Raw genomic sequence first — 26,444 nt, forward strand, 5'->3', positions numbered from 1 at the left:
AAAATGGATTACAACCAGACCTCATGCTCCTAGACATCATGATGCCGAATATGAGTGGCTACGAGCTGTGTGCTCAGATTCGCCGCGAGTCCGATATGCCGATTCTGTTCCTGAGCGCAAAGGGCAAGGCTGTCGATAAAGTTGTGGGACTTGAAATTGGGGCCGACGATTATATCACCAAACCTTTTGACGCTGAAGAACTGTTGGCACGTGTTCGTGCGCATCTTCGCCGCTATGATCGCATTCGCAAAGTATCAGCAGAAACGATCGAAAAGGACGTTCCCGCATCTCCGATTACCGTTCTCAAGTTCAAAGGGTTGGAAATTCACAAAGAGACCTACTCTGTCTTTATTGAAGATCAGAAAGTAGAGCTCTCTACGAAGGAATTCCAACTGTTGACCTTCTTGGCGGAAAATCCGGGCATTGTCTTTACTCGTGAACAAATCTACGATCGTGTCTGGGGATATGGCTACGGTTCTTTGAACACCGTTACTGTCCATATCAAAAACTTGCGCGAAAAGCTGGAGTCTGAGCGAATCTTCATCAAAACTCAATGGGGAACTGGTTACGTCTTTATCGGAGAGCGTCAGTAAATGGGAATAGGTAAAAAACTGTTCTTCTCCTTCCTCGCAGTTATTGGAATACACCTGCTCACCTATCACTTGATCTTCAAAGACATGATTGTTGAACAGATCAAAACGGACCGCCATGAACAGTTCATTCAAGAGATGGAAGCAGCTAAACTCGTTCGATTCAATCAATTGATGCGCAACAGCGTATTTAAGGATCCCATCGAGGTAAAAGAGTTAGGTGAGCAATTGCCGGAAGACATGATGTACCGTGTGACAGTCTATGATGCCAATAACAACAAGCTGTTTTCCAAGCCTTCACAAGCCTATAGGCTGAAACAAACCGGAAAAAAAATTATTGCCGAGTACCATTTTCAGCATGAACCGCCGAATCAGGGCAAAACAGTCATTGAATTTTTCACCGATGATTACGACATCCTCGCTTCAAAAGGGGTGTCGATGGCTATCACCTATATTTACGCCAGTATCATTTTGATTGGTGCTGTGCTCATCTTCATCCTGATTCGCTGGATTCTCAAGCCTGTAAATGAGCTGACTCGTGTGACACAGGATATCAAGGAAGGAAAGCGGAATGTTGCCTTCTCCTATCGCGGAAACGATGAATTCGGCCAACTGTTTCGCTACTTCCAGGACATGGTGAGTGAGCTTCGTTTCTCAGAAGAGCGACAACACGAAATCATTTCGGCGATCGCCCACGATTTCCGCACCCCGTTAACAACGATCAAAGGCTATGCTTCTTTTATCAAAACGGGCAGGGTGACTGATCTGGAGAAGATCAAGGATCGCATGAATAAAATGGAGGAAAAAGCATCTGATCTGGAGCGGCTTTTGGACGAGCTCCAGGATTTCAGCCAATACAGTAATGAGCTTCCGCTTACCTATAGCAGAATTCACGTTCATACGTTTTTGCACAGCATTATCGAGGATTATATGGAGAAAACACGGGAAGCCAATCTTGCACTACGCTGGAAAATCCGGGTGTCGGACAAGCTTTTCGTTGAAGGTGATCAGCAAAAGCTCAGGCGTGTGATGCAAAATCTTCTCAATAATGCGATTTACTACAACAAGCCGGATGGTTCCATTCTGCTTACTTGCGATCAACGGGAACGTCACATCGAAATTTCAGTTATTGACAAGGGCGAAGGGATTTCTGACGATGAGATTCAGAAGATTTTTACCAAATTCTTTCGGGCAGAAAAATCTCGGAACCGGAACAGCGGTGGTACTGGTTTGGGTCTTACCATCGCCCAAAGCATCATCCAGCGACACGGTGGAACGATTTCAGTTACCAGTCAGGCAGGCGAAGGCAGCTGCTTCTCCATTACAATCCCAACCATCCGTGATGATTCTCCAAAAACTTTATAGATGTTTATGAACATTTAACGAAACTTTTAGAAATGATTGTTACACTTACCAATAAGTAGTACTGCTTTTACGTGTAAACACCCTACTTTCGTATCATTCTGGCGAGTCGAGACGCACAGAAATGATACTTTTTTTTGTAAAAAAGCGACTTCCTTAGTAGCCTGGATAGTCGCTTTTTTCCGGCTTATGCCATTGGACGGCACGCTTGCCATTGATCCCGAATACGGTTCCTGATTTTTCTTCTGAGGTTATGAGCCATTTCACGAATTCGGCAACCTCCTCTGATGTGCCAATCTTCCAGTAGTCAGGTAATGACTCTCCCCGTTCAGTGGCTTGTTGCATGGCACGCTCCACATGTGGTCTCGTCATATCAGTAAGAGCAGCGGGTGCTACCGCATGAAAACGAATGCCGATTCGGCTGCATTCGGCGGCCCACGTATATGTCATGGCAAGAATGGCTCCCTTGGCTGCCGCGTAGTTAATTTGTCCAACTGTACCAAGCAGTCCGGCAGTGGAAATCATATTGATGACAACACCACCGTGCCCTGTTTGCTTGCAGTGAGTGATAAAGGCTTGTGTGCAGGAAAAAGTCCCTTTGGCATGAACATTCATCACCATGTCCCACTCTTCTTCACTCATATGGTGAGTCATGCGATCAGCAACAATTCCCGCATTGTTAATCAAGTAGTCAACTCGTCCAAATTCAGTGAGAGCCGTATCAATCAATTGACGGCCCGTTGCCAGCTCTTCTACTCGACCGACTACACCAATTGCTCTTTTCCTCTCTCGGTTCAGCCTCTTAACTACTTCGTTTACTTTTTCTTCATTCGTTCCATTAATGACGACGTTCACTCCTGAATGAGCAAACAATTCAGCAATCGCTAAACCAATACCCCTCGTTGAACCTGTAATGATTGCTACGTGATTTTGCATCTGGCACTCTCTACTCCTTTTTGGCTACTTGAAGATCTGCAACAAAAACCAGTTTTTCCTTCCCTTTTTCGAATCCGATAAGCTGGTAATTGCCTGCGGTCGAAGTGGAGGCGTAACACAGCGTATCTCCAGCGAACAGTGGCCCGACAAACTGGATACGGAGCTGAAGAAGAGTTTCACTATCAGCTACATGCTGGAAGTAATGACTCAGCGAACGGCCGACGCTGTACATCCCATGAGCCAGTACGTGAGGATACCCCGCCGTCACTGCAACTTGTTTGTCCAGATGAATGGCTTGTCTGTCACCAGATGCATCGGCAAATTGGCGAATTTGGTCAGCCGTAACCAGCTCTTCCCAGACAGGTTTTTGATTTGTCGGCAGTTTTTGCGTCTGCACCGCTGGCATCGTTTTTTTTGCCACAACACCATCCGGCACCGGCGAAGGTATGTAGAGAACCGTGTCTGCGTCCCACACTCTTTTTCCCTCTCGATTCCCTGACAATCGGTGAGTTGCCGATAGAAATGTTTTGCCGCTTTTTGTTTCCTGATAAGAAAGATGAGTGCATTCAATCCAGCAATCATATGCCTGATCAAGCTGGAGAGGCTCATAGTAAGTAACACTCTGCTCCCGAAGAATTTGGGGAAGTATACAGGCTGAAAGCCATTCAGGATACGCTTTTTGCCAGAAAGTCACGGGCAGTGTAGGTGCAATTCTCGACTGTCCAGCCCACCTGACTGAATTGTGGAACAAGCGTACAGATTCAGCTTCAAGCTTTACTTTGAATACAGGGGTTCGTAAGCCTGCATGGATTTGACTCAGATCATGACCGTTATCCATGGATTCTGCCTCCTTCCTCCAACCATTGCTTGCGCAGGGTTCGCTTGTCAACTTTACCCGTTGAACCAAGTGGCAACTGATTGTGTATCCAGTAGAGATCTGGATGACGGGATTGAGGAAGCAGCTTCGCTATAGGCGTGTGGAAAATAAAATCGGAACGGGTGTACACACCGTACTTGATCCGCTCAATACATTGGTTGTTCAGCACAAGCACTGCAACGATTTTTTCCCCTAATTGCGCATCCGGCATGCCAAAAACAGCAACATCCTCTGCCCAGTCAAATTGCCGGATTTTCTGTTCAATTTCCAATGGATAGATGTTTACTCCACCTCGAATGATCAATTCCTGCTTACGTCCTGTCAGGTAAAGATACCCTTCCTCATCCAAATACCCTACATCACCAACCGAGTAATAGCCATTCTGTGGCGTGATGAAATTTTCTACCTGTAGATGTCCATATCCCTGGGCAATCATTTCACTTCGAACGTAGACCTGACCGATACTTCCTGTAGGCAATACATGCCCTGTATCATCCATGATCATGATCTCGACCCCAGCGAAAGCTCTCCCTACACTGTCAGCATGAGCAATCTGTTCGGCCGGTGCGAGCAGGCTAACAAAACTAAGTTCAGCCGCTCCATAATACTCAAACAGTTTCCCATTCAGAAAGAGATCGATCCATTTTTGCTTTAAATCAACAGCCATCTTCGCACCAGCCGTTACGGTGGTAATCACTCTTTCTTGCAAGCGAGAAATCAATTCATCCTTGTTTTCCACAAATGCCAGCAGTTTAGCACACATCGCAGGAACCAGAAAAATCGAAGTAATCTCCGGATGTAACAGATGTTCAACCAGATGCTTCGTTGCATATCGAGGGAGAAGAACGACTGTCCCGCCTTGATCCAGCACTTGCAAGGCGGCAATTAACGAAGCTGAATAATGAAGAGGGCCTGGAATCAATATCGTATCACCAACGCCGATCTCAAACGCTTCACTCATCCGCTCAAAGCTGGTTGTCCACGAGCGATGATTACGCAAAATGCCTTTTGGAGTGCCCGTCGAACCAGATGAAACTGCCATATAAAACAGATCATCGGGGGAAATCGTTCGTCGGATGGTTTCTGGTTGCGGTTGCGTGGCTGACATAATTGTCAGAGATGCACTTTCATCCCATATTTGATCCAACCCCAAGTGCTCCTTGTACTTACCAAGCTCTTCAGCAGGCAAATCCGCTGGCAACGGAACTGCAATCGAATGAGCCAGCACAATCCCCAAAAAGTATGCCAGATAATCCGGATCGTTAGGCAACCAGATGCCAATCCTCTGATTTTTCTTCTGTTCTGACAGGAGGTAATCTGCTATCTTTTCAGCTCGTTCCACTAGTTGCCCATAGGTTATTCTCATATCTCCCATGCTGATAGCTAGCTTGGAGGGATTGATTCTGGAGTGATGCAGAATTCCGTCCGTGATGGTTCGGTTTGGTAGATTTCTGTTTGTCATCAATCATTCACTCTTTCGAATAATGCTGCGAGCCCAAGCCCTCCGCCAATTCCAAGCGTTGCAAGCCCGTACGCACTGTTGGCTCCATCAACTGAAGATGCCGCCATGCCATGGGCCAAATGGGTAACCAGCACTGCTCCAGAAGCGCCATAGGGATGCCCAAGAGCAATCGCACCACCGTCCGGGTTCACACGGTCGATAGGCAGGCGTAATTCTCTGATACAGGCAAGCACCTGGGAGGCAAACGCTTCGTTGAATTCAATCCGTGTCAATTCTTCAGTCGTCACTCCTGTTTTGTCCAGCAGCCTGGTTACTGCAGGAATAGGACCTGCACCGAGAATCAGCGGGTCAATCCCCATCGAGACGGAGTCTACAAAACGAAGCAATGGAGTGATCCCGAGTTGCCTCGCCTTTTGCTCACTCATAATGACGGTCAGACAGGCCCCGTCATTAATTGGGCACGCATTCCCAGCAGTAACGGTCCCCCCTTGACGAAAAACGGGCCGAAGTGCCGCAAGTTTATCCATGTTGGTATCAGGGCGAGGACATTCATCCTGATCAACCATTCCTTGTAGTGTATCAATGGGGAGAATCAGTTTAGCAAACGTTCCTCCCTGCATGGCCTGTACTGCCTTTTGATGGGAGCGAAGAGCCCACTCGTCTTGATCTGCTCGTGTGATCTGGAATTGTTCAGCTACATTCTCAGCTGCTTCTCCCATCTCTGGATCGCCGATATCATCTGGTGAAAACCTCGCCCTTCCAAACAAACGTGGTGGTTTGGCATAAAGGTTGCTGGGCTTCTCCATTTTCCACGGAGCACGACTGGTACTCTCTACTCCGCCTGCCAAATAAATATCTCCCGCACCTGCCTGTACCATCCGACAAGCCAGGATGATTGCTTCCAATCCGGCACCACATTGTCTGTCAACGGTCACTCCTGGCACATGCAAAGGTAATCCTGCCGTCAATGCTGCCAGACGAGCCAGATTGCCCCCTGGCCCAACCACATTGCCGAGGATTACCTCATCAATTTGATTGGCATCCAATCTGCATTGACTGACAGCATCTTTGATGAGTGGTGCTATCAAATCTTCTGGCTCTGCATTTCTGAATACTCCCCCCATCTTCCCAATCGGGGTTCGTTTGGCATAAACAACTACAGGATTGGGTTTCACCATGGTTCACTTCCTCTCTAAAAGAAAAAGTCGTAGAAAAGAAAAAAGGCCTGCCAGATTAGCAAACCTTTTCGGTCGTTACGCAACTTTCCGTTGATCATGAGCAGATTGATTGATTAACGGATAGGCATTACGCATTCGAACCGCAATATAAGCGGCTGCCAATGCTTTTATTATATCACCTGGAATAAACATGATCGATTTGATCATCGCAGCTCCCACAGGGATATTAGTCAAAGCTGCCTGATATGGAACCCCAATCGCATAGACAATGATAATCCCACCTAGCACATTGAACAGAAATACTTTCCATGTACGAAGAGAATACCAACTGCGCTCAACCAGAAAGCCAATGACAAAAGCAGCGATCGGCCAGCTTAACACCCATCCTCCACGAGCAGATGCGAATACACCGATTCCACCAGTGAAGCCCGACAAAAGTGGAGCACCAACAGCAACGAGAATGACAAATGCTCCGATGCTCAAGCCTCCCAATCTAGCACCCAATAAAGCACCAGCCAGCATGACTCCAAAGGTTTGGCCAGTAATTGCAATTTCATTGAAGAAGGGGAGTTGGATTCTGACCATGCCCAGCACCGCAACAAGCGCTATCATCAACGCTGCCATCACAAGGTTTCTTGTCGTCATTTTCTGTTCACCTGTCCTTACCTGTTAGAAATAATTCCATTCTTACTGTAAGACAGGGGAGGGTTTTTTGTCAACTAAACAACCGATTTAGTTAACATATAGTCAGACCGTTACCTTGACCAGTCGATGCAGTCTTTCAAGCGATTCAATCGAATGCTCGACAAGTCCTTGCATATCCTCTATGTTGCCTTCGTCGATTTTCCGGTGAAAATCCAGTGTAATTCGATTTTTAAAGACTGCGGGTGGCCATTGCAACTGCTTGTGTTCGTCTAAGTGCGTGCTGATTTCTTGTGTAATATGTGGGCGATGCCCCCAGATATCATTCAGGATTTTGGTAATCTTTTCAGTATCTTTTACCACATCCGTAATATGTAACGTGAAATGGATGCATATCGTACATCCAATATGATCGGTGATTGATTGTTCCAACTGTTCACTAGCAATATCGGCCAAAGAAGTTTTCAGTTGGATTTGAGAAGTTACCTTTTTGTCAGGATCAACTTCTTCACCCAAATAGAACTCTATGTGAAAATAACGGTGAAAAGTAGCTAGATCTACAACATCGGCTCGTGATAGTACCAGTATTTCACCATCCAGATCACGATCGTAGACAGCTCCTTCCAAAACAACACGGATGTTGTCATAAACGATAGGGTGAAACATAACAATAATCCCCTCTCAAACAATTCTTACCTCTTAGCATTGCCAAACACTTGCTTTTTTGCAAGTAGCAATTCTGTGGTAAACTAAACATCGAGAAACGAGATGTAAACATGAATGAAATTTTAATGCACTGAGGTGCCTGCTGAAAATGCTGATAGGTCTACTGATCATTGTTGCGATCATCTGGGAGATTTTCCACCGATTGAACCCCTTTCGCAAACCTGACCCTCCCTACGAGGAATTGCTTCAGCAGATTCGCACATCTGACTGGTATCAGGAATTGGCAAAAGATGAATCGTATCGATACATACTAGAAAATGATCCGAACGCTCGTGCCTTTTTTAGCGGAACGTATGAAGCACAACGCCTTTTGCAAAGTGAAGGATTTCAATTAGGACTGATTGATTATGTAAAAACACAAGCAAACCGTCCCGACTTAACTAAAAAAACCACCTAGTTCTGGAGAGAATTAAGTGGTTTCTTTCTCTTGTTCATTTATGCAAGACACACATTCATTCAGATACGACTCCGCTTGTTCTTCCATCTTCTCCCCACAAACACTACAAAATTTATCCGGGATGGCTTGATAGAAAACAGAGACTGCCCACATATCCCTTCACTCCCTTGCATCAAAAGGTGTATGCAAGTAGTTTGTGGTGTTTGCAGATAAAGTATGCAAGAACACCCACCTGACACAAGCTATCGTTCGCGTCTGGCGGGGCCCCAAACTAATAAAAAAACGGCTGCTCGCCGTTTTTTTGCTACACTGCTTCGTAAATTTCTTCGTAACGCTTGCCAATTTCCTCATCGGACAATCCGAACTCACGCATACGTTTGAACATCGCCTGAACCCAGATGTTGGAGCGTTCATTCATTTTTTGATATTTTTTCGCTTCTTTCGTGCGACGTTTTGCACGATCTTCTGAATTTGATTTGAGGTTGTCCAGGATGAACAACATTTTCATACTTTCATCTTCATTTAGCGTTTGCCAGTCTTTGCTGAGGTAATTGATAACTTCTTTATAGTACGAATCAAATTCCTCAAAGGAGATTTCTGTATCCATGCTGAGGTATTCTTTCATTTTGTCGAACAAGCTTTCCATTCCGCCTAACACTCCCTCAAAATTATCTGCACACAAGTGCTCGTTCTCATGCAAAAATGTATTGCCCACAAGCTAGTATATCAAAAATGCTCCAAATTGAGAAATCGAACCTTTACGATTGCATCGGAACATGAAATGTTAGCATCAACGTAACAATAACTAGCTTTCCTCTGCCTGTTCTGCCTGTTGCGGAAGGGCAAAAGCGATGATCAGTCCGGTGATTGCACTATAAAACATAAACTGAAACACAGAGAGCAACCCAGCAATTTTATCTTCAGGCAACCCTGTGACAAGGTAGCTGTTTAGGACTGCACCCAAAACCGCAACACCAACTGTCTGTCCCATGGTTCGCAAAAATTGCAGTGAGCCTGTAGCCACTCCTCGCTCTCGCCAAACAACACCACTTTGAACGGCAATCGTGATCGCCGTTACCGAAAATCCGAAACCTGCCCCAAGCACAAACATGATGCAAGGAATGACCCACGCAGGACTCTCTGGAGTGACAAACAATAACATCCCCATACCTGCAACCAGGATGAAAGAACCGATTAGCGAAGCAATTTTGTAGCCTGATTTCATCAGCAATCTCCCCCCGAGTGAGGAAGCGAGCGGCCAACCGATTGACATCGGGAGCAATGCCAAGCCAGAGTAAGTCGCAGAATGGCCCTGAACATCCTGTATCCAGATTGGCAGATAGGCTGATGTACCGATGAGCACTGCCCCTTGCACGAAAGATACTGCCTGAGAAACAGAGATCAGCTTTCTTTTCATTAAGCCAAGAGGGATCATTGGTTCAGGCACACGTTTTTCAACTCGGATGAAGAATGCAAAGATCACAGCACTGAACACAAGCATAGCAATAGTAGTGGTTGAAAGAATTGCGCCCCCACCCTCACCTGCTGATAATAGCGTGTAGAGAAATGTTCCTACACTTATCGTAAACAGACCAACACCTGCATAATCGATATATACTTGTTTTTTGTGAATATTCTCATGGAAAAAGCGTGAAATAAGTACGATAGAGACAAGACCAACCGGGATATTGATATAAAAAATCCAATGCCAGGACACATAGTCAACAAAAAATCCGCCAACCAATGGTCCAACAATTCCTGCTACTCCCCACATCGCACTGAATACACCCATCAGCTTTGCTCTTTCTTCCTGCGTGAAAATATCACCGATGATTGTCATGGTAATCGGTTGGACTGCACCCGCTCCCAATCCCTGAATTGCCCGGAATATCATTAATTGAAACATGGATTGCGACAGTCCACACAGGAATGATCCGATCAGAAACAAGGATGTCCCGAATAAAAAGATTCGTTTCCGACCGAACAAATCTGCCAACTTTCCATAGATAGGTGTAGTTACTGCTGCCGTGAGCAGATAAACAGAGAACACCCAAGAGATGTACTGACTTCCGCCAAGGTCGCGGACAATGGTCGCCATAGCGGTACTAATAATGGTCGTATCAATCGCTGTTAGAAAAGTTGCTACCATCAAAGCAGCTATAATATTGCGTTTGGAATGATCGATCGTCATGCAAGTGCTCCTTCAAGTTTGGTTATTTCTTCATCATGCCCAAAGAGCAAATGCTTGTCAACGCTGGCATCAGGCGGGGACCCAAACTTAAAAATTCTAAACGAACGGCCCTTCCCACGCTTTTTTGCGCCAGCCAAGCCGGTGTTCGATGACATTCATTTGATGATCCAGCGTTACATCCACACCGAATGGCAGCTTCCTGTTGTACCAGAATCTCACGTCGCTCCAACGCACTTCATATCCATCCTGATTCTTCTTGTAAGTCACATGGACCCGTTGGGCAAATTGCAAAAATGCACGGACACCATCGATATGCATGGTTGCCTGGATAATCGGATGTTCTTCTGTTTTGAGATACTCTTCTTCGATGATCATATATCTGCCGACAATCCGACCGGCATAAAATTTGTTATCGGTCTCAAATACGAACAGCCAATGGAACCACTGAAAGGTCGGAACTACCTGAGAGCTTCCTTCATCTGGAAACTGCTTGCATACATGCTTTACCAAAAAGAGATGATAGCCAGCCTTGATTGCAATGTAAACTAGAGACCCGGCATAAATCCACGGGAAAAGCATTGTCGGTTGCCAACCAAAGCCAAGCCAGAGTACGATCCCGATTGTATGTGTAGTAAATAAAAACGGATCAAAAATCGGCAGGATATCCAGATGAATCCATCTTTTAACGAAAGGGCGGAGAGCCTGCACCCCATAAGCATTCAAAGCATCCAGAGCGATATGGATGAGAACAGACAGAAATGTCCATGTATAAACAGTAAACCACTCACCTTGCACATCATATCCCCATGCCAACGGAAAACTGATAAGCAATGGCCAAATGAAAATGGCAGGAACAGAATGAGTAATTCCTCGATGGTATCGGATATAACTTGAAAATCCCTTTACCCGAATCAATGCATCACAATCAGGTGCATGTGATCCAACCATTGTACCCACGAACACAGCGCTTGCAACTGCTGGATTCAAAGCCACAACCGGGTCTAGGTAAGCGAGACCAGCCAACGTTGCGCCAAACAGCAGGTGACTTGCAGTATCCATCTGATTCCCTCCCATACGTGTATGCATACTATCAGTGTAACAACTTACTGTGTAAACAACGTTAAGGATGGATAAAGGAAATGCAAATACCCCATTCTGCTTGGGAATGGGGTCATATCTGTAAACAGTCATATGCTATTTATTTGGAAAGCACGATTGCACCAGCCAAGATTAACAAGTGGAAGATTTGATCTGCAACAATTCCAAGCCAACCTGCCGATTGATCTACAGATTGTTGAATATTTCTCACCCACCAAACAACAAACGTCCGCCGATCCAAGATTATGTGTCCAATAAATACTAGGAAAATAGCAGAAATAGAAAGTCCAGTTCCAAAGAAATAAGCTGCGGCAGTAACAGTCGCTGTATAAACAACGACATGCGCTAATAGCGGCATCCATTTTGTTGCCTTATTCATCGCCATCCACGAGGTCTGGAACAGGAAATCTCCGACCAGGTGTGCCAGAAACAGTACCTCAAATAAGGTCATGACTGCAAAAGACTCCCCTTTCAACCCTTATAACTCAAAGTTCCGTTCATATAAAACCTCGGCAAAAGCATCGGCAGCAGTAGAATCAAAATGAGTGCCCTTGCAACGCAGCACTTCTTCGAGGGCAACCTGAAAACTATGTCCTTTTCGGTAGGGTCTGTCAGTAGTCATGGCATCAAACGCATCGGCGACCGCAACAATCCGGGCCAACAATGGAATCTGGTCACCTTCCAGTCTGTCTGGATAACCTGTTCCATCCAATTTTTCATGATGCCATCTGGCTACATCGATTGCCATCTTCATTTGACTCTTTGGCTCCATCATGGACAACAGGCGTGCCCCAATTTCGGTATGAGTCTTCATAATTTCAAACTCTTCATTGGTGAGGGGTGCTTGCTTTAACAAGATATCATCACGAATGCCAATTTTCCCGATGTCATGCAACAGGGCTGCACGTTCCAATTCACGGCACGTTTTCTCTGGCAATCCCATCTTCCGACTGATTAACAATGAATATTTACTGACTCGACTGGAGTGGCCCGCTGTGTATGGATCACGAGCATCCAGTGTTAACGTCATGGTACGGATAAAGCTCATCGACAAGCGATATAGTTGATCTAACATTTTACTGTTGTGGATAGCAAGTGCCGACTGACTGGCTAGAGCTAATGCCAATTCTTCATCTTCCTTCGTGAACAGTTGGTTTTCCCGTTTGTTTACTAACTGGAGTGCTCCAATCGGAATTCCTTTGGCATAAAGCGGGATGGTAAGCAGTGATCGAGTGACGAATCCACTCTTTTCATCTACCCGCTGCGCCCAGTTCGGATCTCTGGTCACATCGGCGACTAGTTCAGGCTGATTATTTTCAATAACCCGCCCTACGACGCCTTCTCCCCTCTTGAGTCGCAACTGTTTCACTTTTTCTGCAGAGGGACCATTCGCTACTGCCGGGATAATTTCGTCTGATTCCTCAAGCAACCACAGTGTTCCGGCTTCCGCTTGGGTAATCTCAATCATTTGGTTCAATACGCTTAAGACTACTTCGTTTAACTCTTCACCACTATTAAAATCGATCGAAGCTTTCAACAATGTTTTCAGTTGATCCACTCGTTCTTGTAATTCGTCGATAGCATTTTTCGGGTCGGTGTTTTTCACGATGGGTTACCCCTCTTTTCCTCTCGTCGTTAACTCTATCATACGATAAGTTGGCAACCAGTTAACATCGACTTGGATCAATTTTCCGATTTCTCTCATAGAGATCATTGCTTTTCCCCCGATCAGCCTTGTATCTTTCGTGGAAATAACTAATTGTTCATTTCCTCTTTGCAGACTGATCTTTTGGGGATCAAAGATCACCTTGTAACCCAATGCTTCTGCGATCTCTCGCAAAGGAACAAATGTCTGATTTTGAATAATAGTGGGTTGTTGCTTCAAGTGCAGAGGTTTCTGATCAATCATCATACGAATACCAGATCCTTGTTTAACAGGGATGTTGACAATCGTAAGTTGACGAATGGATCGATTCCAGTGGTCAGCAACGAACAGGACTCCATCAGGAGTAACAGCTACATCAGTCGGACCGTCAAACTGTGCCTCTATACCCCAACTGTCTTTGCTGCCGTTCGTCGCATTTCCCGCAACTGTTCTTACCCAGCCCTCAGGGGAAATCTCCCGAATGCTGTTGTTCCACGTATCAGCCACATAAATCGTACCATCGTTTGAAACTGTCAATCCCATCGGAGAGTTGAAGCGTGCTGAAGCTGCAGAGCCATCCTGGAAACCACCCTTGTAATAACGCCCCCCCACCAGTTCTTTTCCAGACCCAGCCACTGTCGTTACGACCCCGTTTAGCGCTAGCTTGCGAATCCGCTGATTACCCGTGTCTGCGATGTACAGATTGCCCTGTCCGTCAAAAGCGATGGAACTTGGTTCGTTAAATTGTGCTTCAGATCCCTTGCCATCCCTGTATCCGCCTAGAAGCCATCCATCTTCATCTTCCACATTGCCGCTTCCTGCTACAGTAGAGACCTCACCTGTCTGGCCATCAATTTTTCGAATACGATGGTTCAACGTATCAGCGACGTAGATCGAACCGTCCGGTGCAATTGCAACATCAGAAGGTCCGTGAAACCTCGCTTTGGAGGAAGGGCCATCTTGCAGCCCCTCCCTTCCTTTACCAGCGTACTCATCGACCCTTCCTTCGGGAGTGATGCGATAAATTTGATTTTGTTCACTGTCTGCGACAAAGATGGATTGGTCTGGTGCGACTGCCAGGCCTTTTGGGGCTTTTAATCTTTTCTGTGCTATCTCCTGTGCAGAGAGAATAGAACGTACATTGCCGCCCTCCTGATCTGTGTAGAACAATTTTCCCTCCGCATAGGCGAGCCCATAGACAGAAGATTGATTTGCCACTTTGTCTACCTTGGATACGAGCTCGGCAGATGCCGGATTCGCAGGTATACACGTAACGGTTGAGAGACCAGCTATGAGAGCAAAGAAAGCTTTGCCAATGGAAATGTATCGATTCTTCATATTTTGTTGTCTCCTCAAGACGAATCTACTTATGGTTTGGTTAGAAATACTTCAACAACCGGATCGCTGCATGTTGTTCCTCCAATGGTGATATGGGAAGGATCTAAATAGATATACTGATCAAACTCCAGATTCTCACCATTTCCTAACGTGATCTCAACCGTTTTATCCGAATTGGTCCACACAATGGAATTTCCCGTACCAAACTTGTTCATTGCTGCAAAGTCAGCTTCTAGCTGTGTCTTTGATGCTGCATCAACCGTACCAGTGAATGTAATTTTCACGGTATCTCCTTCATCTAGGCTGCCAACCAGTCCTGCATCTACGACCAAATCGGACTCAACAAATGTGCGGGTGTCTACTTTTATCGGTACACCTGTCTTGTACTTGCCGCCATCAGGAACTGGCAATTGCGTGTAGTTATCCATCGCATAGACGGAAAGAAACGGAATCACTACATCTCTGCCAAGACCAAACTGATCAAAATATCCCGATACATTGATCTTCGCATTGGCCGGAGTGGTTGTACTTAACTCAACATATGGATCTGTAAGCTGTGGATCGCCTGGAAAATCAGCGAACTCGGCAACATATTTGTCCCCTACTTTATAGTTGTACGGTGTACTGTTGTCAGCAATAGGCAAATGAATATTGATTTCTTCACTGTTTAATGCGATTTCATCTTCTGTAAAAAGCGCATCACCGATCTGACCACTTAAATCGACTGCAACCGCACTACCCGGAGGAAGTTCAATATATGGGCTATTCAGTTGAGATGTACCCCACTTGATTACCTTGTTATCGCTGTCCGTGATAAAGACGGTTATTGATTTTAGGATATCGTTTTGGCTGATTAAGAAGTACGGATATTGCCATACATAGGCTGCTGTACCCGGAACATCTGATCCATAAGGGACCATTCCATCCGGTGGTGACATCTTCACCCACAGCTTCTCTCCCGGTGCAAGCGCGTTGGTGAATTTCGTACTGAAGTATTCATTTCCCGGCTCGAGCGAAATCGAAATATTGGAAGCATACGTCTGGATTGTGAAGGAAACAGCCTGTGTATTGCCATTGCTGTCCGATACGGTAAGGACGTATGAGCCTTGGTCCGTAATCGCCGTTCCGATTGTGTATCCTGGTACGACCGTTCCATTCTTTTTCAATTCGACTGTTGTATAACTTCCCGACACATTCGGTGTCACTGTGGCGTATGTTTTGCCGTTTACTACTCCACTTATCTCAGGACCAATACCACGAGAAACAGGACTTCCATAGTGTCCAACCGTCGAAAACGGTTTGACAACAAGAGAGTAACTATTTCCACCGATGATGGGGATGTTCAAGACTGTGACAGAGTGGCTTGCACTTCCATTCGCTGGAGCATCTGTTGACCAGATCGGAAGCGAGCTATTGTTATTGTTGTACAAAAATACGGAATATTTCTTAATCCCAGTCTCATCAAGCGCTTTTGTAAAGGTTACCGTTCCACTTAATAACAATGGATCTGTTTCGGTGTCGATGAACGGATCAATTACAATTCCATTGCTGCTGATCATCTGGGTCGGAATCGTCAGCACGGCATCGCTGGCTGCATAACTGGTATTGATCATTTCATACAGTTTCTCTTTGGGAATCGTAAAGCTTGAACCCTGAGAAATCGGGATACCGTCATATAGTTTTACAAAGATTGTATCCAGCCCCGGGATTCCATTGGTATTTCCTAGACTGATGTCACCAGCAGCAACGCTACCGAATTCAGATGAATTGGCAATGTATTGGCTAATATCTGACAGGGAATTGACTGCAATCGTACTAAACCGGATAGCCAGCATAGACCCTGCTCCGTAATTGCTGTCATCATCAAACAGTTCCGTATTGATGATGGTTGGCCTGGAATCTACAATCGGCATGGTAACTGCATGGCCTTCGTGATCGTTAAGCGAGTACGGAATCACTTGAATATCATATTGATGTGCAGCATAGGAAGAGCTTACATTGACTGCGACAGAATAGGATAGGCTGTTATTTGCAGTTACGTCAGCCTCCTGCAATATCGCTGCATTGTCTCGTATATACACCTTGTATTTACTGATCGCTGACTCATCAGCAGCTTTGGTAAACGTCAACGTTCCATTTACGACGCCAGGATCAGCATTTGAGTCAACAAAAGAATGAATGGTGATACCCTGTGGAGTCGTCATCACATTCGGCAAGACAACCACCTGATTTGCACTTGGATGATTGTTCATTCCATCCCAAATATCTTCCTTAGGAATTGTAAAGCTTCCACCCAGTGCAATCGGCACGCTGCTGTTCAAGGTGATCTTGAATGTGTCACTCATCGCCATATATGGTTTTGTATCACTGGATGCAAGACCAAATTCGCTGGAGAAGAAACTTTTCAGACTCAAATACGAATTTTCATCAAGGTCCTGGGTAAAAGCAAGCACCAGGTAGGTTCCATCCCCAAAGGTTCCATCATCATCGAATACATCGATTGATTTTACACTTGGCGCCAATTCAATGAGCGTCACATTCGCTGTATCCATTCCCAAGTCCTGGACAGAAACAATCACGCTCTGGTTGAATTTCACTGCTTCTGTGCCGATATTTTTCACATAAACATCGGAAGCATTGGTTGTAACCTCCAATGTCGAAGGAGTGCCCGCAGCAATCATCGCTTGCTCTATAAGAACGTACGATTCTGGTGTCAATATTTCACTAAAGTTAAATTCAAATTGTTCGCCCGGCAACAAGGTGTCAGTCAAATATTTATTTACTGTAGGTGGCAGGTAATCGGCAAAATCAAATTCAACTGCATTTTGCTCAACCAGTTTATTACTCGTTAAATCCACCGCATTCTGATTTGTGGTAGTCTCCAATACTTGCTCTTTTATCGTCGTATCAGAAGTTACCGTTATTTTGTAGGTGCCTTTAGGAACATCGAAATAGTAATTAGCTACGGTCGGCTCAACTGGATCCAGTTTGAATCCAAAGTTGAAGTGTTGTCCTGTTGGCCACTCTGGTGTATTGATACCGATTGTTTCCGAATCAAAAATTGCTTCCAGTTCGCCGATTTCCGTACTCGATAAAGTAACCTTCATCGACGCAGGATCCTGGGCAGCTAGCAGGATATCTCCATAAATCCGGTACCCGTATTTCAAATCAATATACTTAGGCAATGAAATGTCACCCGTTGCCTGGTCTACCGCATACAAATAATGAATTCCCGCAGGTGCGCTTATCGTATCGATAGTTATTTTTCCTGTTGTTGGATCTTTTACTGCTTTTTTCGCATTTCCTGCAGAGACTAGACCCTCAAGCTGGGCAGCTGTTGGATTGGCACCAGGAATGCTGCCTGGATAAACCAGATAGATGTCCGCCTCAACATTACTTGCCAATGCAAGAATATCGCCAATCGCTTTTGCTGGAGACTCAATGGTTACAATTGGTCCCGAAACAGCCGGCACACTTACAGGTGCACTCAACGCTGGTGTACCAATCAGTTCACCCTTTGTTGCCACAGGGGTGATCTCGAAAAAGATAAATTTGCCCGCATCATCTATTTGAATTGTATAGTTAGTCGACGTTGCCCCAGCGATAACGGTTTTTCCTGAACCGGAAAGATCATTGGCACGATACCACTTGAACAGATGACTTCCTGCGGGGTCGTTTTCTGTGTCACTATAGATAAAGCTTCCGGTCAGCATCTCCCCAACCTCAGGAGTTCCACTAATGGTTACATTCGTCGCTTTTGGCGGTGTATTTACCAAAGGCTTCTCCACTGTTAGCGTTGTAGATGCGGTCAGATTGTCGTAGCTGACAGTAATCAAAGTTGAACCACCATCTAACCCCGTGGCTGAACCATTTGTGCCAATCGATGCAACTGCATTGTTGCTTACCGTCCAGACAAGCCCGGCAGTGAGAGGCTTGGTTGTGCCGTCCTTCAGCTTGCCAATCACCTGGAATTGTACCGTATCAGCTACTTTTACTACAGGATTGAGCGGTGTCAGTGTGATGCTCTCTACTTCTCCCACAGATAAGACAGGACCAACTGGCGCACTTTCTACCTTTTCACCTGCTCTCTCACCCTCATTGGAAACGGGTGTTACCGAAAACGAGAGGTATTTTCCCTTATCTGCTTCCTGTACCTTGTATTGTACGGTTGTTGCTCCTGTAATCGCTGCCTTGTTGGTACCGTTCGTGTCATCGGATCGATACCACGAAATGATACTGTCTCCCTCTTTATCTTCATCATCATCAGAATAGTGATAGCTTCCTGTAAGAGTCGAACCAACTTCTGGCTTACCGGCAATATGCACATCCGATGCTTTTGGCGGGAAATTATCACTTTTTACAGTAACCACGGTTGACGCAGACCATTTTTGATAACGAGCCGTAATGGTGGTCGTTCCTTTTTCCAGCCCTTCCACCGTTCCTTTATCATTGATAATTGCTGCTTTTTCATTACTGCTGCTCCAGATCACTTCACCGCTTATGCTGTTGTGCGAGCCGTCTTCTGCGACCGAGTAGGCTTTTAGTTCGATTTTATTACCGACAGTTACTGCTGGGTCAGCAGGAGAGATTCCAATACTTTCAATATCTTCTACTACATTGATCGCTAGCGAGGATGACTTGCCATCAAAGCTAGCAGTAACTTCGACTTCACCAACATTCTTTGCTTTACCCATGCCATCCGGATATACCCAAAATACATCTGAATTCGTGACGGACCAGTTGGCTTCTTTGGTCACATCCTGAGTCGTCTGGTCGATCATCGTGGCTGTTGCCTTGAATTGAACAGACTTGCCTGCTTTGATTGTCGTGATTACTGGCGTGATTGCAATACTTTGGACATCCTTGATAACTTTGATCGAAGCGGTAGCCTGTTTCCCCTCAAAGCTGGCGCTGATCGTTGTCTCTCCAGCCTTCACCGCTGTGACAATACCACCCTGACTGACGGCAGCTACCTGAGGATTTGCCACAGAGAGACTGGCTTTATCCGTTATATTTTTAATTGTATTGTCATCAAATTTGGCATGAATTGTAATGATATCAGTCTTTCCTTCGTGCAAGAGCAAGGACGATGGCTCAAGCGTAATTTCCTTCAATACGGGATCGTCATCCTTACCGCCTCCGCCACCATTGCCATTTCCATCTCCGTTATCTCCGCCAGAAGTAGTTCCCCCTCCAGAGTTACCACTTGTTGGATCAGTTGGATGCAATTGATTTTCTGGAATCGGTGGAATATTACTGTTGCTATCCGTTACTCCCGGGGGATTCGGATTTGTCTCCAGGTGCTGTTCAATCTGCTCAATTACCTGCTCTACCACTTGATCGAAGTCAACTGGAACAGGGATTGTTGGATCTTTTTCTTTTGCAGCGTGGACAAAATCCTTGGCCTGCTTGAGGAATTCATTCGACAGACCTTTTCCGATTCCATTCGGCGGATTGGGTCCAGCAACTTCATAAATGGCATGAATAATATCTTGCGCTGCCTCGGGAAGGATCTCAGGGTCTAAGGTCTGTACAAGAAGCTCCGAGTCAATGAGTCCACCTCGAATTTCACTGGAAGTTGATTCAATCCGTTCATTTGAAATGACGAATGCCTCTCGCCCTGTTGGTGAAGCAGGATTGGCAACTCCTACAGCCCCTTCCGTCACCCACAAACCCGACTGTGAGAGTGAAGCATTAATGAACAGCATCGTTCCCCGAATTCCCATAACAGCTGTCGGTGTCTCGTATTTAAAGGAATCGTTGGCGTTGCTTAAACTCTTTACCTTGGACCAGACTTGCCCATTCTGAACCTTGATCCCGGTCTGATTGCCGCCTTTTGTATTCTTGACCAGGTCACTAACCATGACCTGAGCACTGCTCCCCACTACTACTTTGCTTCCGTCATCCAAATTAAGCTGGACACTGCTGCTCTTTCCTGTAAACAAGGTATCACCCTTGGTAACCGCCATATTATTAATCGCTTTGAATGGCTTGGCTCCTCCGGCTAATTTAATTTTCACATCGCCCTTAATTGCCGTAAGCTTCGCGACCCTCTCTGTGCTTCCTGCTGCGAGAGACGGCAACGTATTCCCCAATAAGAGAACCAGAGTTAGTATTGCTGCAAACCATTGTCTAACCCGTCTGTTCATGTTCAAGCACCCCAATTTCTCCGACAACCTGGTATATCGCAACCGGCTTTTCTTTTCCTTTTACTTTTATCTCTCCCAATGGAAGAATGTCGAACAAGTCTTTCACCTGTTCGTAAGTAGACGAGCTTATGAGAATTTGACCTGGTTTGGCATTGGATTCTAGTCGGGCAGCCATATTGACGTTGTCGCCAATGGCTGTATAGTCAAGGCGATTCTGTGACCCGATGTTGCCGATAACGGCATCACCTGTATTAATCCCGATTCCGAATGAAACGGCATACCCGTATTTTGCTGTCAGTTTTTCTACTAATGCAGACGATCCTTTTTTCATTTCGAGAGCTGCCCGTACTGCCAACTCTGGATGATTCTCCAACGAGTTAGGTGCGCCGAAAATTGCCATAACACCATCTCCGATAAACTTGTCTAATGTGCCATCGAATTGAAATACTGCTTTGGTGCACAAGTCCAGATACTCGTTAAGCACCTGGATTACTTCTTCCGGCTGAATTCTTTCCGATAACGGGGTAAAACCACGAATATCTACAAACATGATCGATACATTCCGTCTGGTTCCTCCGAGGTTTTGGGCGGCTTCCGATTGCAAAATTTCGTTCACAACCTGTTTCGACACATAACGGCCAAACAGCATGGTGACCCGATTTTTCTCACGCCACTCAAAGACATATCTCGTAATAATCGCTGCAACATAGCCAGTAATTAATGCAAGAACAGGATAGACATATGGAATTACCAGCAATTCAGTCTTGTTTAACTGAAACGCCAGTAAGCTGAACCCAACGAATAACGCAAAAAATGCAAGTAAAGCCCATTGCGCCCTCAGCCTTCGGGTCAATTCGAAAATCAAAAACGTCAAGACAAAGATCAGTATCCAGCCAATCCAAGCTTCTTTTCCTTCCGTCACTTTAATGAACAGTTGATCCTCAATCGCCTGAATCATGTTGGCGTGAATCTCAATTCCATACATTTTGGTTGCACTGCGCATAGGTGTTAAGTATTGATCTCCTAATGTAAGAGAATAAGGTCCAATCAAAACAACTTTATCTCGAAAAAACTCGCTCATAGCTTCTTCATCCATGGAAAGTACATCGAAATAGGAGACAGGGGCAAAACCGCCAGGAGGTTGGGCAAATGGTATGTAGACTTGATTGCGTTCGTTGGTAGGGATAGGTGTATTGCCTTGCTTCCATACACCGTTCTCATAGACGATATGTTTCTCGGGGGGAAGCAGCATGTTCGCTAGCTTAACGCTGAATGCAGGCATCATTTGCTGTTTGTCGTCGGGAATCCCCAGCAAGACCTGTCGGACTACTTCCCCGCGATGAGCAAACACATTGATGTGTGCCGTCTGTTGAGCCGGAATGGAGTAAACGGGACGCAGAAGTCGCTCATATTGAAGCTGATTTCCTTTTTCCTGATCCTCCGAAAAAACAAAGTAGCTTGGTACAATGATGTTTGGATATTTGGCCAGTACTTGCTGTATCGCCTCATCCTCAGCCGGTTCAACAGACGCCTCTGTCAGCAACAAGTCAAGACCGATCGCTTTGGGCCCAGATTGGGCGATCCGTTCGACCAAATCGGCATGAATGCTGCGTGGCCAGGGCCATCTACCGAGATTCTCCAAACTGTAATCATCAATTCCTACGATGACAATGTTCGTGTCAATCGGTCGTTTGACATCATTTGTCACCCGATCGTAGTAGTACGTTTCAATTGTATTCAGGATATTCCATTGATACATCCAGCCGATAACAAGCATGATCAGCATGGAAACCATCAATGAATGAGCAGTCTTTTTCATTTTGCACTTCCTTTTTCAAGTGCGACTTTTGTCACCTTTTTGCAATTCAGCTAAATATATCAAAAATTAGAGCTAATTAATAGAATATCTGAGAACATTTCAACAGTATGTAGTCTAGACTACAAAATTAGATGTTTTTTTAAAAAAACAGGAAAAAAGGAGCATGCCTTTTTGACTAGGCTGCTCCTTCTTTTTTATGAAAAACGCCTCGACGCTTTTCACTCAATTCCTAACCCCGGTTTGTCAGACAGGGTCATGAATCTGCCTTCATAGCTTACGCCACCCTGGATGCTATCTCTGATTAGCATGAGCGGGGCATCAAAATCAAAACGAGTAATATTTTTCTTGCTTGCCGCCAGATGAGCTGCTGCCGAAACACCCAGTTTTGATTCAATCATGCTTCCCACCATACACTCCACGCCGCACTCTTCAGCCATATGGTTGATGATTTGTGCTTTGTAGATTCCCCCTGCTTTCATCAGCTTGATATTAATGAGGTCTGCCGCACGGTTTTTGAGCACTTCAAAAGCCTGCATCGGGGAAAAGACACTCTCATCCGCCATGATCGGGGTCTCGACCGCATCGGTGACCATTTTTAGCCCTTCCAAATCTGCCGCTTTTACTGGCTGCTCAACCAATTCAATATCCAAACCGAGGTCCTCCATTTTGCGAATGGAGCGAATGGCATCCTTGACCTGCCATCCCTGATTGGCATCCAGTCTGATTTTCACTTGATCACTGACACAACTGCGAATTTCCTTGATTCGTTTGATATCCTCATCAATGTTGTCTTTTCCAACCTTGATCTTTAACACATTAAAGCCATCTTGCACGTACGCCAGTGCATCTTCTCCCATTTCCTTCGGCGAATTAACGCTTACGGTATAATCCGTTTCAATATTGTTGCGATACCCTCCCAGGAACTGATAGAGAGGAACTCCGCAATGTTGAGCGATAATGTCGTAGAAGGCCATATCGAGCGCTGCTTTTGCACTGCTGGAGCCCACCATGGACTGGTGCAAGATTTGGAACACCTGCTCATAGGCAAGCAAGTTTTTTCCCAGAAGCTGTGGTTTCATCGTCTTCAGGATCGCTGCTTCTATGCTATCGATACTGTCTCCAGTGATCACGACGGTAGCAGCAGCTTCCCCCCAGCCAACCAAGCCACTGCTCGTTGTCACCCGAACAAGGATCGACTCTGCATGGGTTACTGTTCTCAGCGCTGTTTTAAACGGTTTTTTCAAAGGAATATTCTGTCGGTTTACCTCGATATTCTCAATGATCATTGCCAACAATGCCTCCTGTTCCTTCTTCCGTTCCCCTAGTTATTTCAGTTCGGCATGTTTGAAATTGACATATCCAAAGACGGGTCGCAAAACACCTGTCAGGTTGTCTTTTTGCAGGTTCGTAGAGTTATAAAAATAGAGTGGAATGATGGGTGCATCTTCCATGAAAATTTTCTCTGCTTCATGCATCATTTGGTAACGTTTTGCATTGTCCAGCTCAACATAGGCATCCTTGATCAATTGATCAAACTTCGCATTTTTCCAGCCTGTGCGGTTAGATGAGCTTTCAGACAGCATGATTTCTAATGTATTGATCGGATCTGCAAAGTCAGGAATCCAGGAAGAACGGGAAATGTGATAATCCAGTTTCTTCTGTTTGTCGGAGAGTACCTGACGTTCCATATTGGCGAGCTTCACTTCCACACCCAATGCCGATTTCAGCATCTCCTGTACGGCTTCTGCATTTTTTTGATGGGTATCACTCGTATTAAATTCGATCGTGATTTCAGGGAGTTGAGTCAGTCCAAGCTCAGCCATTCCTGTTTCCAGCAGCTTTTTCGCTTCTGCCGGATCATATGTTACAAATGCTCCGCCCACATCACGGAACTGACCACCTGCTGGATCATTGAAGCCGTATGAGATCAAGCCAACTGCCGGTTTTTGTTTTCTTCTTTGTACAAGATCAACGAGTTTTTGACGATCAATCGCCATGTTGAACGCTTTGCGGATATTTACGTTGCTAAATGGCGGTTTGCTTGTGTTCAACCGATAAAATTCCAGACCAGCCGAATCCCCAACGTTTACTTTTCCTTCTGCAAACAATTGATCACTCAGATCAGACGGGATTTCACTGATCTCTAGTTCGCCTGACTGGTACAATTGATAAGCCGTGTTGGAATCCTTCACCATTTTAAAGATGACACCGTCAATTTTTACAGATGATGCGTCCCAATAATGCTCGTTTTTCTCCAATTTGATTTCAGCATCATGCTTCCAGTCGGTGATCTTGAATGGTCCATTGCTTATGATGGTTGCTGCCTCGGCAAACCATTTGGGGTCTTTCTCGGCTGCTGCCTTGTTGATGGGGTAGAAGGTTGGTACAGTCAATAGCCCGAGGAACCACGGAGCTGGCTGGGTCAAGGTAACCTCCAGTGTTTTTGCGTCAACTGCCTTGACTCCCAGAGCATCGGGAGAGCCTTTTCCAGAGTTGAAATCCTCTGCGCCTTTGATTCCATAAGCCAAAAATGCTGACTCAGAGGCTGTTTTGGGGTCAAGCATATGTTTCCACGCATAGACGAAGTCATCTGCTGTGATGGCTTCCCCATTGGACCACTTGGCATCATCCCTGAGCGTAAACGTGTAAACTTTTCCATCGGGGGATACCTTCCACTCCTTGGCTACCCCTGCGATCGGATTCTCATCCTTGTCCAGACGGGTCAGACCTTCGAACATGTTGTACACGACGACCCATGACGGCTCATCATAACCAATGGACGGATCAAGCGATTTTGGCTCTTCTCCGCTGTTATACCGGACAAACTTGTTCCCCTTTGGCGTCTCTTGTGGTGTGCCCGCCTGATCGGTTTTGGCTGGTGGTGCCGTTGTATTGCTTGAGCATCCGGTGACCAACAAACCGAGAGCAAGCGTACAGACTAGAACTGTGTTGAAAAATTTCCTCATGATTCTTCCCCCTTTTTTCTTTGAAAAACATCTCGTCGTTTTTCACTTTTACCCTGTTGCTCCTTGATTTTTGGCAAATATGTTTTTTGCCCGCGGGTCCTGTAACCAGCAGACAACTTGATGCTGTTGGTCGATCACACTTGCCTGCGGCTGATAGCGGGCGCATACTTCCAATGCAAAGTCGCAGCGCACAGCAAACGCACAGCCTTGGGGAGGCGCAAACAAATCAGGAGGTGTGCCCATGATGGCATGCAACGGTATAGTGCGATCCGCATCCAGCCGAGGGATGGAACCAAGCAACCCTTTTGTATACGGGTGTTGGGGATTATGAAAAATGTCTGTCACCGTTCCCGTCTCTACGATTTTTCCTGCATACATGACACTCACTCTATCTGCTACTTTGGCAACCACACCGAGGTCGTGAGTGATCAGAATGATGGATACTCCTGTATGACGCTGCAATTGTTTGAATAAATCCAGAATTTGTGCCTGAATCGTAACATCCAATGCGGTTGTCGGCTCATCGGCGATCAGAATGGAGGGCTTGCAAACGGCTGCAATAGCGATCATGATCCGCTGCCTCATCCCACCGCTAAACTGGTGCAGGTGCTGCTTCAACCGACTCTCAGGGTTGGCAATTCCCACCAGTCGCAGCATTTCAATGGCCTGATTTTTTGCCTCTGCCCTCGAAACCTTTTGGTGACGGATAATCCCTTCCATGATTTGTTCCCCGATCGTAATCGTGGGATTAAGAGAAGTCATGGCATCCTGAAAGATCATGGCAATTTCAGAACCACGCAAATCCCGCATTTTTTTCTCGGGGAGGGTTGTCAGTTCGAGCCCCTTGAAACGAATACTTCCTTCCGTGATTTTTCCTGTATGTCCGGGGATCAGACGCATCAGACTGCGTGCGGTCACGCTTTTCCCGCACCCGGATTCACCCACTACAGCGAGCGTCTCTCCCTTTTGCAAAGAAAAACTAACCCCTCGTACAGCCTGCACTTCCCCTCCGTGAGTTCGAAATGACACATGGAGGTTTTCTACTTCAAGCAATGGTTTCATCGCATG

At 45.8% G+C, this 26,444-nt stretch carries 21 protein-coding genes; 3 read left to right on the forward strand and 18 right to left on the reverse strand.

Annotated features, from left to right (window positions below; translation table 11 throughout):
* Window positions 1–593 (forward strand): response regulator transcription factor (locus ACPW7N_RS10265; RefSeq protein ID WP_425650978.1); only part of this gene is annotated, 593 nt, incomplete at its 5' end.
* Window positions 594–1,955 carry a sensor histidine kinase gene (locus ACPW7N_RS10270; RefSeq protein ID WP_425650979.1) on the forward strand — a complete coding sequence of 454 codons (1,362 nt, stop codon included), beginning with the start codon at window positions 594–596 and terminating at the stop codon, window positions 1,953–1,955. It abuts the gene before it with no gap.
* Between the two features lie 153 nt (window positions 1,956–2,108).
* On the opposite strand, the gene ACPW7N_RS10275 is transcribed toward ACPW7N_RS10270, so the two are convergent.
* From ACPW7N_RS10275 to ACPW7N_RS10300, 6 genes are all read right to left on the reverse strand, one after another.
* A complete protein-coding gene (locus tag ACPW7N_RS10275; protein ID WP_425650980.1) occupies window positions 2,109–2,888 on the reverse strand; it encodes an SDR family NAD(P)-dependent oxidoreductase in 780 nt (259 codons plus the stop codon).
* Between the two features lie 10 nt (window positions 2,889–2,898).
* Entirely contained in the window at window positions 2,899–3,726 is an 828-nt protein-coding gene (locus ACPW7N_RS10280) for a MaoC family dehydratase (protein WP_425650982.1), read from the reverse strand.
* A complete protein-coding gene (locus ACPW7N_RS10285; RefSeq protein WP_425650983.1) occupies window positions 3,719–5,227 on the reverse strand; it encodes a class I adenylate-forming enzyme family protein in 1,509 nt (502 codons plus the stop codon). Before ACPW7N_RS10285 ends, ACPW7N_RS10280 begins: the two co-directional genes overlap by 8 nt.
* Window positions 5,227–6,405 carry a thiolase family protein gene (locus ACPW7N_RS10290; RefSeq protein ID WP_425650984.1) on the reverse strand — a complete coding sequence of 393 codons (1,179 nt, stop codon included), beginning with the start codon at window positions 6,403–6,405 and terminating at the stop codon, window positions 5,227–5,229. Before ACPW7N_RS10290 ends, ACPW7N_RS10285 begins: the two co-directional genes overlap by 1 nt.
* Before the next feature lie 75 nt (window positions 6,406–6,480).
* Complete coding sequence (locus ACPW7N_RS10295) at window positions 6,481–7,050, reverse strand: biotin transporter BioY (protein ID WP_425650986.1); 570 nt, start codon at window positions 7,048–7,050, stop codon at window positions 6,481–6,483.
* Between the two features lie 102 nt (window positions 7,051–7,152).
* Complete coding sequence (locus tag ACPW7N_RS10300) at window positions 7,153–7,713, reverse strand: hypothetical protein (protein ID WP_425650988.1); 561 nt, start codon at window positions 7,711–7,713, stop codon at window positions 7,153–7,155.
* Window positions 7,714–7,861: 148 nt separating this feature from the next.
* Between ACPW7N_RS10300 and ACPW7N_RS10305 the strand changes: the two genes are divergently transcribed.
* A complete protein-coding gene (locus tag ACPW7N_RS10305; protein ID WP_425650990.1) occupies window positions 7,862–8,170 on the forward strand; it encodes a hypothetical protein in 309 nt (102 codons plus the stop codon).
* Window positions 8,171–8,182: 12 nt separating this feature from the next.
* Here the strand turns inward: ACPW7N_RS10305 and yhfH are convergent, their stop codons facing one another.
* The 12 genes from yhfH to ACPW7N_RS10365 form a co-directional block, all read right to left on the reverse strand.
* The gene (gene yhfH / locus ACPW7N_RS10310) at window positions 8,183–8,323 is read right to left on the reverse strand and encodes a protein YhfH (protein ID WP_425650991.1); all 141 of its coding nucleotides are present in this window, start codon (window positions 8,321–8,323) and stop codon (window positions 8,183–8,185) included.
* Window positions 8,324–8,474: 151 nt separating this feature from the next.
* Window positions 8,475–8,816 carry a hypothetical protein gene (locus ACPW7N_RS10315; protein ID WP_425650992.1) on the reverse strand — a complete coding sequence of 114 codons (342 nt, stop codon included), beginning with the start codon at window positions 8,814–8,816 and terminating at the stop codon, window positions 8,475–8,477.
* A 159-nt stretch (window positions 8,817–8,975) separates the two neighbouring features.
* Window positions 8,976–10,361 carry an MDR family MFS transporter gene (locus ACPW7N_RS10320; RefSeq protein ID WP_425650993.1) on the reverse strand — a complete coding sequence of 462 codons (1,386 nt, stop codon included), beginning with the start codon at window positions 10,359–10,361 and terminating at the stop codon, window positions 8,976–8,978.
* 96 nt (window positions 10,362–10,457) lie between these two features.
* Window positions 10,458–11,420 (reverse strand): metal-dependent hydrolase, encoded by a 963-nt coding sequence (locus ACPW7N_RS10325; RefSeq protein WP_425650994.1) that lies wholly within the window; start codon window positions 11,418–11,420, stop codon window positions 10,458–10,460.
* Window positions 11,421–11,559: 139 nt separating this feature from the next.
* Window positions 11,560–11,910, reverse strand: coding sequence for a DUF3307 domain-containing protein (locus tag ACPW7N_RS10330; RefSeq protein ID WP_425650995.1), 351 nt, complete (start codon window positions 11,908–11,910; stop codon window positions 11,560–11,562).
* 27 nt (window positions 11,911–11,937) lie between these two features.
* Window positions 11,938–13,065: an HD-GYP domain-containing protein gene (locus ACPW7N_RS10335; RefSeq protein ID WP_425650996.1), complete on the reverse strand. Its 1,128-nt coding sequence runs from the start codon at window positions 13,063–13,065 to the stop codon at window positions 11,938–11,940.
* A gap of 6 nt (window positions 13,066–13,071) precedes the next feature.
* Complete coding sequence (locus ACPW7N_RS10340) at window positions 13,072–14,442, reverse strand: stalk domain-containing protein (protein WP_425650997.1); 1,371 nt, start codon at window positions 14,440–14,442, stop codon at window positions 13,072–13,074.
* 29 nt (window positions 14,443–14,471) lie between these two features.
* A complete protein-coding gene (locus ACPW7N_RS10345) occupies window positions 14,472–20,591 on the reverse strand; it encodes an Ig-like domain-containing protein (RefSeq protein ID WP_425650998.1) in 6,120 nt (2,039 codons plus the stop codon).
* Window positions 20,575–22,410: a CHASE2 domain-containing protein gene (locus ACPW7N_RS10350; RefSeq protein WP_425650999.1), complete on the reverse strand. Its 1,836-nt coding sequence runs from the start codon at window positions 22,408–22,410 to the stop codon at window positions 20,575–20,577. The genes ACPW7N_RS10345 and ACPW7N_RS10350 overlap by 17 nt, the downstream gene beginning before the upstream one ends.
* A gap of 218 nt (window positions 22,411–22,628) precedes the next feature.
* Window positions 22,629–23,696, reverse strand: a complete 1,068-nt coding sequence (locus ACPW7N_RS10355; protein WP_425651000.1) for a dipeptide epimerase — start codon at window positions 23,694–23,696, stop codon at window positions 22,629–22,631.
* 39 nt (window positions 23,697–23,735) lie between these two features.
* Window positions 23,736–25,376, reverse strand: coding sequence for a peptide ABC transporter substrate-binding protein (locus ACPW7N_RS10360; RefSeq protein WP_425651001.1), 1,641 nt, complete (start codon window positions 25,374–25,376; stop codon window positions 23,736–23,738).
* A 48-nt stretch (window positions 25,377–25,424) separates the two neighbouring features.
* Window positions 25,425–26,438, reverse strand: a complete 1,014-nt coding sequence (locus tag ACPW7N_RS10365; protein ID WP_425651002.1) for an ABC transporter ATP-binding protein — start codon at window positions 26,436–26,438, stop codon at window positions 25,425–25,427.
* Window positions 26,439–26,444: the final 6 nt, after the last annotated feature.

It is taken from the genome of Brevibacillus nigriterrae (assembly GCF_049846925.1).
GTDB lineage: Bacteria > Bacillota > Bacilli > Brevibacillales > Brevibacillaceae > Brevibacillus_H.